At 56.6% G+C, this 14,870-nt stretch carries 10 protein-coding genes; 8 read left to right on the forward strand and 2 right to left on the reverse strand.

Annotated elements, in window-relative coordinates:
• Positions 1-24 precede the first annotated feature (24 nt).
• The 8 genes from tsaD (at position 25) to ACFPMF_RS10920 (ending at position 12,143) form a co-directional block, all read left to right on the forward strand.
• Complete coding sequence (gene tsaD, locus ACFPMF_RS10885; protein WP_379844366.1) at positions 25-1,020, forward strand: tRNA (adenosine(37)-N6)-threonylcarbamoyltransferase complex transferase subunit TsaD; 996 nt, start codon at positions 25-27, stop codon at positions 1,018-1,020.
• A gap of 42 nt (positions 1,021-1,062) precedes the next feature.
• Positions 1,063-1,899 (forward strand): MOSC domain-containing protein, encoded by an 837-nt coding sequence (locus ACFPMF_RS10890; protein WP_379844369.1) that lies wholly within the window; start codon positions 1,063-1,065, stop codon positions 1,897-1,899.
• 214 nt (positions 1,900-2,113) lie between these two features.
• Positions 2,114-2,794, forward strand: coding sequence for an RNA polymerase sigma-70 factor (locus ACFPMF_RS10895; protein ID WP_379844371.1), 681 nt, complete (start codon positions 2,114-2,116; stop codon positions 2,792-2,794).
• 18 nt (positions 2,795-2,812) lie between these two features.
• Positions 2,813-3,835: a FecR family protein gene (locus tag ACFPMF_RS10900; protein ID WP_379844374.1), complete on the forward strand. Its 1,023-nt coding sequence runs from the start codon at positions 2,813-2,815 to the stop codon at positions 3,833-3,835.
• Entirely contained in the window at positions 3,832-7,311 is a 3,480-nt protein-coding gene (locus ACFPMF_RS10905) for a SusC/RagA family TonB-linked outer membrane protein (RefSeq protein WP_379844377.1), read from the forward strand. Before ACFPMF_RS10900 ends, ACFPMF_RS10905 begins: the two co-directional genes overlap by 4 nt.
• A gap of 86 nt (positions 7,312-7,397) precedes the next feature.
• A complete protein-coding gene (locus ACFPMF_RS10910; RefSeq protein WP_379844380.1) occupies positions 7,398-8,828 on the forward strand; it encodes a RagB/SusD family nutrient uptake outer membrane protein in 1,431 nt (476 codons plus the stop codon).
• 251 nt (positions 8,829-9,079) lie between these two features.
• Complete coding sequence (locus ACFPMF_RS10915; RefSeq protein WP_379844383.1) at positions 9,080-10,786, forward strand: FAD-dependent oxidoreductase; 1,707 nt, start codon at positions 9,080-9,082, stop codon at positions 10,784-10,786.
• Positions 10,787-10,850: 64 nt separating this feature from the next.
• Positions 10,851-12,143: a hypothetical protein gene (locus ACFPMF_RS10920; protein WP_379844386.1), complete on the forward strand. Its 1,293-nt coding sequence runs from the start codon at positions 10,851-10,853 to the stop codon at positions 12,141-12,143.
• A 57-nt stretch (positions 12,144-12,200) separates the two neighbouring features.
• On the opposite strand, the gene ACFPMF_RS10925 is transcribed toward ACFPMF_RS10920, so the two are convergent.
• Both ACFPMF_RS10925 and ACFPMF_RS10930 read right to left on the reverse strand, forming a co-directional pair.
• The gene (locus ACFPMF_RS10925) at positions 12,201-13,013 is read right to left on the reverse strand and encodes an endonuclease/exonuclease/phosphatase family protein (protein WP_379844389.1); all 813 of its coding nucleotides are present in this window, start codon (positions 13,011-13,013) and stop codon (positions 12,201-12,203) included.
• Between the two features lie 113 nt (positions 13,014-13,126).
• Positions 13,127-14,857, reverse strand: a complete 1,731-nt coding sequence (locus tag ACFPMF_RS10930; RefSeq protein ID WP_379844392.1) for a RagB/SusD family nutrient uptake outer membrane protein — start codon at positions 14,855-14,857, stop codon at positions 13,127-13,129.
• Positions 14,858-14,870 lie beyond the last annotated feature (13 nt).

Consider the following 14,870-nt stretch of genomic DNA (forward strand, 5'->3'; position numbering starts at 1 on the left):
ATTTCGATATTCATTCGTTTAAAAATGACAATTCTGGCCATTGAATCTTCCTGCGACGAGACGTCGGCTGCCGTTTGTGTTAACGGAAAAATACAATCCAATGTTGTAGCAACGCAGTTAATCCACGAACAATATGGCGGAGTGGTGCCCGAACTGGCTTCACGCGTGCATCAGCAACGAATCGTACCGGTTGTGGAACAGGCGCTGCACAAAGCAAACATACAAAAAAATGCGCTAACTGCCGTTGCCTTTACGCGGGGGCCCGGTTTATTAGGCTCCTTGTTAGTGGGAACTTCCTTCGCCAAGGCGCTGGCGCTGGCGCTGGCTATTCCGCTGATTGAAGTCCACCACATGCAGGCGCATGTCCTGGCCCACTTCATCGATGAACACCGTCAGCCCCGGTTTCCGTTCCTGTGCCTGACCGTCAGCGGTGGACACACACAGATCGTGCTGGTTCGGGATTACCTGAACATGGAAATTATCGGACAGACCCAGGATGATGCCGTGGGGGAAGCGTTCGACAAAACCGCCAAACTGCTTGACTTGCCTTATCCGGGCGGTCCCCTTATCGATAAGTACGCTCAGCGGGGAAACCCGGACGCTTTTTCCTTTCCGGATGTTGAAATGCCGGGGCTGGATTATTCATTCAGCGGGATCAAAACCGCCTTTTTATATTTCCTGCAAAAACAGACGAAGGCCAACCCGGAGTTTATTGCTCAGCATTTGCCGGACATTTGTGCCAGTATCCAGCAGACCCTTATCCGGATCTTGCTAACCAAACTGCGAAAGGCCGCGCGCGAAACCGGTATTCGGGAAATTGCCCTGGCAGGGGGCGTTTCGGCCAATTCGGGTTTGCGGGCTACCCTGGGCGAGATGGGCGCAAAGGAGGGCTGGAACGTCTACATTCCCCGCTTTGAATACTGCACCGACAACGCGGCCATGATTGCGATGGCGGCCCACTTCAAGTACCTGAAAGGGGAGTTCACCGCGCAGGACGTGAGCCCGATGCCCCGCTGGTGAACTCGTTTGGCCTACCATCCCCCTGATTTGCTACTTTTGTGTATGAACACCCCTGTATTAAAGGAAATTTGGATTTATCCCATTAAATCGCTGGGCGGTATTTCCCTGACCGAAGCGGAAGTAGAACCAAAAGGATTCCGCTACGACCGCCGGTGGATGCTGGTGAAACCCGATGGGACGTTTTTGACGCAGCGCGAAAATCCCGTCATGGCACTGGTCAACGTGGAATTGACCGATCAGCAGTTGCGGGTTTACCACCGCGACCGCCCGGACGACCTCCTCGAAATCTCCCTGCATCCGGAAACCGGTGAAGCCCTGACGGCGTATGTCTGGGATCATCAGGCGGTGGATTCGCGGGTGGTGAGTCAGGAAGCTGATGACTGGTTCAGCCGACTGCTTGGTTTTCCGTGCCGCCTGGTGTATATGCCCGAAGATTCCCGGCGACCGGTCGATCCGAAATACGCCCGGCTCGACGATGTGGTGAGTTTTGCCGACGGTTTTCCGTACCTGGTCATTAGCGCGGATTCGCTGGATGAGCTGAATCGCCGGGTTGAAAAACCGCTGGGAATGAGCCGGTTTCGGCCCAATCTGGTGGTCCAGGGCGTCAAACCGCACGACGAGGATACCTGGTACCGGTTCCAGCTTGGGGCGCTGACCTTTTACGGCGTAAAACCCTGCGCCCGCTGCGTGCTGACGACGATTGATCCCCAAACCGCCCGGAAAGGGAAAGAACCCCTCAAAACCCTGGCTACCTACCGCCGACTGGACCAGAAAATTCTGTTCGGACAAAACGTGCTGGCCGAAACGACCGGAACCCTGCGCGTGGGCGACCCCGTCACAATTCTGGAACGACGCCCGGCCCGGCTGCCTTTTGAATAAACCCGGTTTGGGCTCGTCCGGATTTCTAACGACGCTGGTCCGGATTTGTAATCCGGATCCCCTGATTTTTGATTTGTAATCGGAACCGAGCCGTTGATCCTTAATTACTTATGGGACGGGATTAGTCCGGTTTTGGATTTTCTGATTAAAAAATAAAAATCAATTGGGGGATTTTGACGGCGAACTTGTCTTTCGGGTATAGACCCTGAACCCGATGGCTGACCACGCGTTTCCTTTTCGGCCCTTACCTGACCCGTTCCCGGCTGGCCCCAGCCCGCTGTCGCCGGGTGGCGCTAAAGCCTCCGATCCGCCAGGGACGGACAATGAACTGTTCATTCGCAATGCCTTTGCAACGGATCCGCGCGTCGGATGTGAACTCCTTTTCCGGCAGTATTTTTCGCCCCTTTGCAGCCACGCCATCCGGTTTGTATACGACCGGCAGGTCGCCGAGGATCTGGTGGCGGATTTGTTCTTCACGTTTTTCCAGAAACAACTCTACCGGCAGATCAACGGATCGTACCGGGCGTATCTCTACCAGGCCGTGCGAAACCGGGCTTACAACAGCTTGCGCTGGGAACTGAGTCGGCAGGAAACCCTGCCGGACGACCTCGACCAGCCCGATCTTGACGCAACGCAGCCCGACCGGCTGCTGCAACAGGACGAGCTCACCCGCGCCCTCGAGCGGGCCGTTCAGCAACTCTCACCCCAACGCCAGCGCGTGTTTTTGCTGAGCCGCTTCGAAGGCAAGTCGTACAAAGCGATTGCCAGCGAGTTGAAATTATCGCCCAAAACCGTCGAAAATCATTTGCTCCAGGCGGTTTCGACCATCCGACAAGTGCTCCGGCAACAAAAACTGATCAGTTGGGGCTGGCTGCTACTGGCGGTTTTCTCGTAATCCCAACGATTTCGCACCATGGAACCTACCAAAGAATTGCTATTTGCGTATTTTGCCGGTCAGGCGACGTCTGTTCAGCAGAAAGTGATCGGCGAATGGCTGACCCGCCCGACCAGCCGCGAACTCTATTTTCAGTGGCTGGATGAATGGGAGCGAAGCTTTCCGCAATATGCCCCGGATGTCGCGCGCCATTTCGACCAGTTCCGGCACCGGCTCGATGCGCCCGTTGCCGAATCGTCTCCCCTGATTCGCCCGGCCCCGGTAGAGCCGTCCCCGCCCTTGAGGGGGTCGGTCCGCTGGCTGGTAGCGGCCAGCGTAGCCCTGGCGCTGCTGGTGGGAGGCTGGTTCTTTCGGGAACCGCTGCTGTATAAAACCGTGACGACCGGGGCTTACCAGCTTCGTGCCATTCAACTGCCCGATGGCTCGACGGTCGCCCTGAACAGCAACTCGTCCCTGCAATTACCCCGGCTGGGCTACGGCTGGTTTTCGCGGCAGGTGGCGCTGACCGGCGATGCGGTTTTTGATGTCAGACACCTTTCAACGCACCAGCCTTTCATTGTGCAGGCTACCGATGGGTTAGCCGTGGAAGTACTGGGCACGGAGTTTTCCGTTCGCAGCCGGGCGCGGCAGGCCGAAGTCGTTCTGAAACGCGGCAAAGTGAATTTGCATTATGCTACGAAAAACCGCCCGGCGCAACACCTGTTGATGAAACCGGGCGATCGGGTTGAACTGGACGGAAAGGGAAGGCTGCGCCTGCAGGGTCAGACGGACACGACCCGCTTTGGCAATTGGCGTTACCGGCTCTTCAGTTTCAATCAGACACCTCTCCGGGAAGTCGTCCGCCAGATCCGGTATGTGTTTGGCGTGGAGGTGCAACTGGCCGACCCGGCTCTGGCCCGCCGGAAGCTAACGGGGACGATCCGCGCCGGTTCGTCCGATGAACTGGCCGAAGCGCTGGCCGAACTGCTCGATTTGCGGGTGAGCCACCGGGATCAAAACATTATTTTTTTAAAACCGACCGATAATCCTATTCCTCAATGAGAAAATCGTTACCCTACGCACTGTTGACCGGCTGGTTATTAAGTGCGGGTTATGGGCCAGCCGCAGCCCAAACCCTGGCTTTCGTCCGAACAACGCAGCAGGCGGATGGCCGGCAACCCGGCAAAACCAGCGTTGTAATGGGGGGAAATCAAACCCTGAAACAAACGTTGCTGCACCTCAAGGAGCACTATGGCGTCGATATTTTATTCGAAGAAGCGGTGATTGCCCGGCATGGCAGCCTGGTCGAACCCTTTGCGCTGGACACCCGGCTGGAACCCACGCTGAATGCTCTGTTGAAGCGGTACGGGTTACGGTACAAAAAACTACGTTCCGGAGCCTACCTGATTTTACCGCCCAAAACGAATGAAAGGGTCCTGATCAACCTGCCGGACCAAGCCGTAACGCCAACCGCCGGAACCGGACCGGTTTCACTGGAAGGCCTGACGAGCGTCTTGTCCGTGGTGACCCGTGAGCCGATTCGGGCCGACGTTCGGGTAAGTGGCCGGGTGACGAGTGAAACCGGGGAGGGCTTGCCCGGTGTGAGCGTGGTCGTGAAAGGGACAACCCGAGGCACCACCACCGATGCCCAGGGGATGTACCAGTTGAGTGTACCGAACGGCGAAATTACGCTGGTTTTCAGTTTTGTCGGCTACGTGACGCAGGAACAGGCCGTGGGCAACCGAACGGCAGTGGATGTGCAACTGGTGCCGGACACCAAGGCGCTAAACGAGGTGGTTGTCGTGGGGTACGGGCAGGTGAAAAAGAGCGATCTGACGGGCGCGGTGGCGACAGTACCCGTCGAGGAAATCCGGAAAGTGGCCGTTACCTCGCTCGATCAGGCGTTGCAGGGCCGGGCGGCTGGCGTACAGATTACCCAGAACTCTGGCGCACCCGGTGGTTCGACGAGCATCCGGATTCGGGGCGGTAACTCGATCCAGGGGGATAATGAACCGTTGTACGTGATCGATGGGATTCCGTTCAAAAATGACGGAGCCGGCAGCGGGTCGAGTTTTAACGTGCTCAGTACGCTGAATCCCAGCGATATTGAGTCCATTTCGGTGTTGAAAGATGCGTCGTCCACGGCCATCTACGGATCGCGGGGGGCGAATGGCGTGGTGATTATTACGACCAAACGGGGCAAGGCCGGGAAGTCGACCATCACCTTCGAGAGCTATTATGGCATTCAGAATGTGCGCCGAAAGTACCCGGTTTTGAACGGCCGGGAATACGCCCAGCTGGTCAATGAGGCCAATACTAACGAAGGACGTCCGGCGGTATATACGCAGGCTCAGGTCGATGCGTTCGGCGAGGGGACCGACTGGCAGGATGAGATTTTCCGGCAGGCGCCCATTGCCAATTACCAATTGTCGTTGAGCGGGGGCGATGACAAAACGCAGTACGCGATTTCGGGCGGTTATTTCAAACAGAACGGGATTGTTGTCAATTCCGACTTCGACCGGTATTCGTTTCGCGTCAATCTGGACCGGAAACTGACGAGCAAAATCAAAATCGGGAACAGCCTGACGGTAAACCGTACCCTGACCAATCAGTCGCGCTCGGATGGCGATCTGGGCAGTGCCGGACTGGTCACGATTGCGGCCCTTCAGTTTCCGCCCATTCTGCCGGTCCGATCGCCGAGCGGGGCTTATCTGATTACCGATCCGGCGCTGAATTTTACGGCCGATAACCCGGCGGCACTGGCCCGTGATAACAAAAACCGCAATACGGCCTATCGCATTTTCGGCAACGTTTTTGGGGATTACCAGATTATCGACGGCCTGAGCCTCCGCATTTCGCTGGGGATGGATGGGGTTCTGCAAAAGCAGGATTCATACCTGCCCCGGTCGGTATCGAGCGGTTTGGCGCAGGGGGGATCGGCTGCGATCTACAACTCCCAATCCATGACCTGGCTGAACGAAAACCTGCTGACCTATACCCGTACCTTCAACACGGTGCATTCCATCACGGCCCTGCTGGGTTATACGCAGCAGGCCAACCGCACCGAAACCAGCCGGGCGTCCGCGCGTAATTTTGTGAACGATAACCTGGGGTCGAGTAACCTGTCGTCGGGCTCAGTACCGCTGACCCCCGAATCGGGCGTTGGCACCTGGGGACTGCAATCCTACCTGGCCCGGGTCAACTACGGCTATAAAGACCGGTATTTGCTGACGGCCTCGTTCCGGACCGATGGTTCATCGCGGTTTGGGTCCAACAAGCGGTACGGTTATTTCCCGTCGGCGGCTCTGGCCTGGCGGGTGTCGGAAGAAGGCTTCCTGAAGACCAGCCGCGTGGTGAGTGATCTCAAACTCCGGCTGACCTACGGCGCCACCGGTAACCAGGATGGGGTCGGAAATTATCCGGCCTACTCCCTGCTGGGTACCCAGAATTATGTGTTTGGCAACACGGTTTCGACGGGTCTGGGACCCAACCAGATTGCCAACCCGGATTTGTCGTGGGAAACCACGACCCAGACCGACTTCGGGGTGGATCTTGGGCTGCTGAATAACCGCATCACGGTGACGGCGGATGCCTACCTGAAACGCACGAAAGATTTGCTGTTGAACGTGACGGTCCCGAGCACCTCCGGTTTTTCGAGCGCCATCAAAAACCTGGGGAAAGTGCAGAATAAAGGCATCGAACTCAGCATTTCGTCGGTCAACATCGACCGGGCCTTCCGGTGGAATACCGACCTGAATTTTGCCCTGAACCGCAACAAGGTGCTCGATATCGGTGGAGCTCCGCAAATCTTCGCGGGAAATGTTGCCAACGTCGGTCAGGGGCTCAACTCGGGCATCATCCGCGTGGGCGAACCGCTGGGATCGTTCTTTGGCTACATCACGGATGGGCTATACCAGACCACCGACGAACTGACGGCGCTCACCGATCCGCAGGCCCGTAAACCGGGGGATCGCAAGTACCTCGATCTGAACGGCGACAAAAAGATCGACGACAACGACCGGACTATCATTGGCCGGGCCCAGCCCAAATTTATCGGCGGTCTCAGCAATACATTCTCCTATAAAGGCTTCGAGTTAACGGCGTTCTTTCAGGGGGTTTACGGGAATAATATCCTGAACGCCAACCGGTTCGAACTGGAGTATCTCAACGCGACGACCAACCAGACCCGGGATATGCTCAACCGGTGGACCCCGACGAACACGAATACCGATATTCCGCGGGCTTCGACCACGCGCCCGGCCAACCGGATTTCGACCCGGCAGATCGAGGACGGTTCGTATCTGCGACTGAAAAATCTTCAGCTGGCCTATAACCTGCCGACGTCGGTGATTAACAGCCTGAAAATTCAGTCGGCCCGGGTGTATATGACGATGCAGAACTACCTGACCTGGACCAACTATTCGGGCTACGATCCGGAAGTCAACCGGTTTGGGCAGGACAGCCGCAGCCAGGGCTTCGATTACGCCAGCTACCCGGCCACAAAAACGATTCTGTTTGGACTAAACGTAGGATTTTAAACGAATGATGAAGGATTGACGAGCAACGATGCCGTTCGGGGCAACCCCGTCATCGTTCCGGCTCGTCGTTCATTCTCAAGACAGCCATGAAAAAGATACTTTCTCTTCTCAGCCTGATCGGCCTGCTGGCTTCCTGCGATGTGCTGGACCAGGTGCCGGAATCGAATTTTTCACCCACGAATTTTTACCGGAATGCCGATGATGCCAAAGCCGCCGTCAGTGCGGTATACGATCCGCTGAACACGGCGAACCTGTACGGACAGATTATGTGGATTTTGCAGGATCAGGCTACCGACGATGCCGAATGGGGGAACGGCCGTTCGACGGCCAACCAGCCCAAAAATGACCTCGACAAATACACCTTCACCCCGGCCACGCTTACGTTTCAGTCGATCTGGTCGACGGTCTATGCCGCCATCAACCGGGCCAACGCCGTGATTGCCCGCGTTCCCGGCATTCCGATGGACGACGACCTGAAAGCGCGCTACGTGGCCGAGGCCAAGTTCATGCGCGGTTTTTATTACTTCACGCTGGTCCGGCTGTTCGGCAGGGTGCCCCTGATGACGAGCGAAACCACGTCACTGAATGACCTGAGTGTCAGTCGGGCGTCGGTGGACGAGGTGTATCAGTTGATTATTCGGGATTTTACGGAAGCGGAAAGCATCCTGCCGACCACCTATACGGGCGCCGACCGGGGTCGGGCCACGAAGGGAGCCGCAAAAGCGTTTCTGGCGAAAGTCTACCTGACCCGGCAGGATTGGTCTAATGCCGCGACCAAAGCCAAGGAAGTGATTGACCTGGGTGTTTACGATCTGTGGGCCAACTTTGCGGATGCCTTCCTGATTGCCAATAAAAATGGCAAAGAAGCGGTGTTTGAGGTGCAGGCCCTGAGTGGCGGTTTTGGCGAGGGAAGCTGGATGCAGGGCTATATGCGGGCGACTTTCGATCGGGTCAATAACATTGCCGGTTTTGGGGATGATCCCCCGACCGAGAACCTGTACCGTTCGTACCGCTCGGATGACAAACGCCGGGATGTTACGCTGCGACTCTATTCGGCCACCACCAATCCGGCGGCACCCGCCAGCGTCCTGTTTCCCTGCTATGTGAACAAGTACCTGGACCCCACGGCAACCGGCAACGGCGATGGCGGCAACAACTACCCGATTATTCGCTACCCGGATGTCTTGCTGATGTACGCCGAGGCCCTGAACGAACAGGGAGCGAACAACCCGGTGGCCTATTCAACCTTCAACCGCATTCGAAACCGGGCCGGATTGCCGAACCTGACGCCGAATCTGAGTCAGGCCCAGTTCCGGGATAGTCTGCTGCTGGAACGGCGGCTGGAACTGGCCTTTGAAGGGCACCGCTGGTACGATCTGGCTCGGACCAAACGCCTGATCAGCGCGATGAAAGCCCAGAATCCGACGATTCCCGTGGCCGAACACCATTACCTGTTCCCGATTCCCCAGACGGAACGCGATGTAAACCCGAAACTGGAGCAGAATCCGGGGTATTGATTGGGCGGTTGACAGTTTTTGGTTGGCGGACGCATGTGTTCATCGGGCGTCCGCCAACCAAAAACTGTCAACCGAATACCAAAAAACTGTAAACCGGAATACCGTTCCGAAAAGTAGGTCTGGATACCTGGTTGCCTTTGCGGGATACACCCTATCGTTCCTTACGGCGACGGTCAGGGCGCAATTACCCGGCGTAGTTACAAAAACTGGTTTCGGCCTGACGGGCCGGTTTGTTCTCCTAAACTCGATTTATGAATTCGATCAAACACTTTCTCCCGGCATTTTTAGTCAAATGTAGCATAAACGGATCGGCCTTAAGCGGTTTGCTCGCCCTGCTGCTGGTGTTACCCGGCTACCGAACTTCGGTGGAGCCGAAGGCCCCAACCCGCAAAGCCGACGTGATTATTTACGGCGGAACCTCCGCAGCGGTGACGGCGGCTGTTCAGGTAAAAAAAATGGGCAAATCGGTCATCGTGGTATCGCCGGACAAGCACCTGGGCGGTCTGTCGGCGGGGGGATTGGGCTTTACCGATACGGGAAACAAGCAGGTGATCGGCGGTTTGTCGCGCGAATTCTACCATCGGCTCTACCAGCATTACCAGAAAGACGATTCCTGGACGTGGCAGAAACGGTCGGAGTACGGCAACAAAGGGCAGGGAACCCCCGCGCTCGACGGAGCCAACCGGACGATGTGGATTTTTGAGCCCCACGCGGCCGAACAGGTGTTCGAAGATTTTGTGAAGGAAAATAATCTGACGGTTTACCGCAACGAATGGCTGGACCGCTCGGCCAAAGGGGTTCAGAAACAGAAGGGAGCCATTCGCTCGTTCCGGACCCTGAGCGGGACGGTTTACGAGGGCAGCGTGTTTATCGACGCCACCTACGAAGGGGATTTGATGGCGGCTGCGGGTGTCAACTACCACGTGGGGCGGGAAGCCAACAGCGTCTATAACGAAACCCACAACGGCGTGCAGGTCGGCGTTTTCCAGCATGGGCATTATTTCAAAAAGGATGTCAGTCCGTACAAAGTGCCGGGCGATCCGAAAAGCGGTTTGCTGCCGGAAATATCGGCGGAAGAACCGGGGCCGAATGGCTCGGGCGACCACAAAATTCAGGCGTATTGCTTCCGGATGTGCCTGAGCAACCACCCCGAAAACCGCATTCCGTTCCCGAAACCGGAGGGCTACGACCCCGGCCGTTACGAGTTGCTGGCGCGCGTATTCGCGACGGGCTGGCGGGAGACGTTCGACAAGTACGATCCGATTCCGAACCGCAAAACCGATACGAACAACCACGGCCCGTTCAGCACGGACTATATCGGCAAAAATTACGACTACCCCGAAGCGACCTACGAACGCCGGAAGCAGATCATTCGGGAGCATGAGCTGTATCAAAAAGGGTTGATGTATTTCCTCCAGAATGACCCCAAAATCCCCGCCGATGTCCACGAAGCCATGCAGCAGTGGGGCCTGCCGAAGGATGAGTTCAAAGACAATGGCGGTTGGCCGCACCAGTTATACATCCGGGAAGCCCGGCGAATGATCGGTGAGTTTGTGATGAAAGAAGCCGATGCGCTGGGCAAAACCGTGGTGCCGAACCCGGTCGGGATGGGCTCGTACGCACTGGATGCGCACAATGCGCAGCGGTTTGTCAAGAAAGACGGTTTTGTGCAGAACGAGGGTGATATCGGCGTTCACCCGGACAAACCGTATTCCATTGCCTATGGCTCGATTGTGCCGAAAGAAGCCGAATGCACAAACCTGCTCGTGCCGGTTTGTGTGTCGAGTTCGCACATCGCCTACGGATCGATCCGGATGGAGCCGGTTTTCATGATTTTGGGCCAATCGGCGGCTACGGCGGCCGTGCTGGCGATCGAAGGGAAAACGGCGGTGCAGAAAGTGCCCTACGCCAAACTCCAGGAACGATTGCTCAAAGACGGGCAACGGCTGACGCTGTAACGGGCGGGGATGGGTAGTAAAAACCGGCTGCGATCTTTGGTTTTCATACCCGTCTGAAACCAGCATGAAAGCGAACCCCTCCCGTCGAACCTTTATCAAGTCGTCCCTGCTGACCGGCACCGTTCCGTTTCTGGCCCCCGGTTTTGGGCTGGGAGCGGAATCCGAAACGCCAACGCTACCGGGCCCGTTGGTCGATGAAACGAAGAGTATCATTGGTTCCTACGGGCCCTGGGCGATGTCGGCGCGGCCGCAGGGCCTGTTGTCTTTCCGGAATGACCGCTGGAAACCGGGGCAGTTGAACCGCTGGAAAAAAGAAGCGCTGCAAAAAACGCAGGAATTGGTGGCTGCTCCGCCGTTACCCGATATGCCGAGCGTAAAAACCGACCGGACGTACGAGTACGATGGGCTGCTGATCGAAGAACTGACCTGGCAGCTTCCCTACGGAAACCCCACGAAAGCGGTGGTACTGAAACCCAGGGGGGCCACCGGGCCGCTGCCCGCCATCCTGGCCCTGCACGACCACGGCGGGAAAAAATATTTTGGGTACCGCAAAATCGTAAAAACCGGTGACGACCAGCATCCGCTGCTCACCGACCACCAGCGTGACTACTACGAAGGCCGGGCCTGGGCCAACGAAATGGCTCGGAAAGGGTACGTGGTGATGGTTCATGATACGTTTGCGTTTGGCAGTCGCCGGGTCCTGTATCAGGAAGCGGAAGGGCTGCCCAACGGCGTGCTGACGACAACGAACAAAACGGATGAAGACCCGGAGAATCCCGAGCGGATCGGGGTCTACAACCAGTGGTCGTCGGAGCACGAACACGTGATGTCGAAGTCACTGTTCTGCGCGGGGACGACCTGGCCGGGCGTGGTGCTCATCGAGGACCAGGTGGCGCTGTCCATTCTCTGCGCCCGGCAAGATGTGGATGCCCGGCGGGTCGGTTGTGGCGGTTTGTCGGGTGGGGGCCTGCGCACCGTGTATCTGGCCGGTCTGGATCCGCGGATCCAGTGCTGTGTCTGCGTGGGTTTTATGACCACTTGGAAGAATCTGGCGCTGCACAAATCGTATACGCACACCTGGATGACGTATACTCCTTTGTTGCCCAATTACCTGGATTTTCCGGAGATTCTGGGGTTGCGGGTGCCACTACCCACGATGGTTCAGAGCAATCGGGAGGACCGACTCTTCACCCTGCCGGAAATGCAGGCCGCCGATCAGACACTGCAGGAAGTCTTTGCCAAGGCGGGGGCGATGGAGCGGTATGCCGGGCGGTTTTACGACGGCGACCACAAGTTTGACCACGCGATGCAGACCGATGCTTTTGCCTGGTTTGACCAATGGCTGAAAAAAGCATAAACCCAAAAACCGCCCCGGTCAAAGCTGGGGCGGTTTTTATAAGGCCAGAAATTCCACTCACTTTACCTGCAACTTCACCACCACTGGCAGGTGGTCGGACGCATACTGCTCGTCGATTACTTTCGTAGACAGCGTTTTAATCGTATCGCCCGGTTTGTACAGGATGAAGTCGATGGTACGGTTCGGCTTGTTGACCGGGATGGTCGGCGCACACGTCTGGCAGCTTCGGACGAAATGCTGGTCCAGGTACTGCATCACCCGGCTGTCGGGCAGGGCGTTGAAATCACCGCCCAGAATCAGGGGCAGGTTAGAGGTTTCGAAGTGTTTGACGATCAGCTCAGACTGGGTCAGGCGGTTCGGTTCTTTCAGATCGAGGTGGGTGCTGCCAAAAATGACCTTTTTCCCACGGCCGATTTCCGCCGTTACCCCCGCAAAGGTGCGGGGTTCACCGCCCAGAACCGGATCGACCGGCAACGCAAACCGGATCGAGTCCAGAATCGGAAACCGGGATAAAACCGCCACGCCGTAGTCACCGCCCTGGTGGTCGATGGCTTTGGAAAAAAAGAAATGCATGCCCGTGAGCCGGGCCAGTTCCTGGGCCTGATGCCGGCCTTTGCCCGACCGTTCGGTGTTGACATCCACTTCCTGCAGCGCCACGAAATCCGGTTTTTCTTTCGTAATCACGCGGGCGATGGCGTCCACATCGATTTTGGTACCGGCCGAGGGCGGGTTGCAGTGATGAATGTTGTAGGTCATCACCGTCAGGGTTTTGGCTTTCCTGTTCGGGCGGTTTTCCGGCAAATCCTCGCTTTTGCTGGCGAACGAAGGGACGGAAAGAATGATAAGAACCAGGGCAAGTAATTGTTTCATGCTGTTGGGTTTTCCCGCGACGGACGTGGGTTGGTGCGTCTTGGGGATTGGGTTCGAAAACGACGCAGAAGGACAGGGACCCGGTTTTTATCCGGGTTCCCATTCGGCCTTGATTACTCCCAGTTCGGATTTTGCGTCAGATTGGTGTTTAACAACCGTTCCTGTTTCGGAATGGGGTAGAGGTAATCGCGGTTTTCAACGAATTTTTTGGTAATGTGTCCGTTGACGACGATGTTGCCGCCTTTGCTGCCATTTTCCAACAGGATTTCACTGCCGAGTTTCAGCAACTGAGCACCGGAAACGGTCGGTTTGGTACCTTCGTAAATTACCAGATCGACTTTCCCGTTTTTGTCGAGGTCATAACTGCCCGGACCGGGGAAATACATGCCCTTGAACGTTTTGGTCAGCAACTGGCCTTCTTTCCAGCGGATCAGATCATCCCAGCGGAAGTAGTTTTCCATCACCAGTTCGATCCGCCGTTCGCGCCGGATTTCCAGCAGAACCCCGAGATTGTTGCCTTTCAGTTGGGTGTATTGCTGCGCCTGGTACGGATCGGGATTGGCGTTGGCAGCCGCCAGGTTGATGTTGGGCATCCCCACCCGGTCGCGGGTCAGTTTGGTCGAAATATCCAGATCGGCCTGCGTCAAGGTGCCGCGTTCGGCTTTCGCTTCGGCATAATTGAGCAGCACTTCGCCGTACCGGAAAATCGGCATGTCCGTAATGTCCTTCTGGTTGGTATCCCATTTGGGGGTCGAAACGAATTTGATCAACTGGTAACCGGTAACGGTTGCGCCGAATTCGGGAACCAGCGGGACGTTTTCGCCGATCCGCGTATACCCCGGCGTCCGGATGGTCTGCGCCAGACGCGGATCACGGTTCTGGACTTCGTCCGCAAACTGCATGGTTTCGTAGCCTTTGATATCGGTAAAGCGCGATCCATCGGCCATCAGGTAGCTGTTCACCAATTTCTTTTCCAGCCCCGGTTTTCCCTGGGAAGCCGTCATGGTGTAATAATTCAGGTTGTGGTACACCTGCAATTCATCGCTGAAATCCCGCGCCAGAATCACCTCGTCGGGAATGGCATTGTCGGACGAAAACAGTTTCAGGTAAGCCGTTGTGGGGGTCGCTTTGTAGATCGAGTAACCGCTGTTTTTCATCAACTCTTCCGAAGCAGAAATACAGGCGTCCAGAAACTTGTCGGCATTCGGCAGGCTGTATTCCGGATGATATTTCCGGAACGTTCCTTCGTAGAGCCCCATGCGGGATTTCAACGCCAGCGCCGTCCATTTGGTGATGGTGTTGAGCTGCCGCGAATTGTCCAGATTGGCAATGGCGTAGTCGATGTCGGCCATTACCGAATCCATCACCACCGCCCGCGGGTCACGCGCTTTGGTCAGCATTTCCTGATCCAGCACCTCGATGGTTTTGGAATACCAGGGCACATCGCCGAAGCGTTTCACCATGCCGAAGTAAAAATGCGCGCGGAAAAACCGGGCAAGCCCGTTGTACTTGGCCACGGCTTTTTTGTCCGGGCATTTTCCCGAATTGGCCAGAAAATAGTTGATGTTCCGAAGCGTTGTCCAGCTCCAGCCCCCTCCGCTGGTCGGCACCACGCGCGTGCCCTGCAACTCGTCGCGCAGGCTGTTTTTGACAATGTTATCCACATCTTCGAGATACACATCCTCGGCCGTAGGCAGGGCGTTGTAGAACGAGTTCGTGTACAGCAGCAGGTCGTTTTCGGTATTGAAAAAGGTTTCCGGCGAGATAGCGTCCTGCGGCACCAGGTCCAGGTCACACGAAACCAGACCGAGCGTAATGAAAAGGAGACTTATGATTTTTTTCATGGGAATGCGAATG

This window comes from Larkinella bovis, assembly GCF_042655385.1.
Classification (GTDB): domain Bacteria; phylum Bacteroidota; class Bacteroidia; order Cytophagales; family Spirosomataceae; genus Larkinella; species Larkinella bovis.

What these genes read in the sequence shown, in the direction of transcription:
- tsaD (WP_379844366.1), top strand. Translation starts at nt 25, where the DNA reads ATGACAATTCTGGCCATTGAATCTTCCTGCGACGAGACGTCGGCTGCC.
- ACFPMF_RS10890 (WP_379844369.1), top strand. Translation starts at nt 1,063, where the DNA reads ATGAACACCCCTGTATTAAAGGAAATTTGGATTTATCCCATTAAATCG.
- ACFPMF_RS10895 (WP_379844371.1), top strand. Translation starts at nt 2,114, where the DNA reads ATGGCTGACCACGCGTTTCCTTTTCGGCCCTTACCTGACCCGTTCCCG.
- ACFPMF_RS10900 (WP_379844374.1), top strand. Translation starts at nt 2,813, where the DNA reads ATGGAACCTACCAAAGAATTGCTATTTGCGTATTTTGCCGGTCAGGCG.
- ACFPMF_RS10905 (WP_379844377.1), top strand. Translation starts at nt 3,832, where the DNA reads ATGAGAAAATCGTTACCCTACGCACTGTTGACCGGCTGGTTATTAAGT.
- ACFPMF_RS10910 (WP_379844380.1), top strand. Translation starts at nt 7,398, where the DNA reads ATGAAAAAGATACTTTCTCTTCTCAGCCTGATCGGCCTGCTGGCTTCC.
- ACFPMF_RS10915 (WP_379844383.1), top strand. Translation starts at nt 9,080, where the DNA reads ATGAATTCGATCAAACACTTTCTCCCGGCATTTTTAGTCAAATGTAGC.
- ACFPMF_RS10920 (WP_379844386.1), top strand. Translation starts at nt 10,851, where the DNA reads ATGAAAGCGAACCCCTCCCGTCGAACCTTTATCAAGTCGTCCCTGCTG.
- ACFPMF_RS10925 (WP_379844389.1), bottom strand. Translation starts at nt 13,013, where the DNA reads ATGAAACAATTACTTGCCCTGGTTCTTATCATTCTTTCCGTCCCTTCG.
- ACFPMF_RS10930 (WP_379844392.1), bottom strand. Translation starts at nt 14,857, where the DNA reads ATGAAAAAAATCATAAGTCTCCTTTTCATTACGCTCGGTCTGGTTTCG.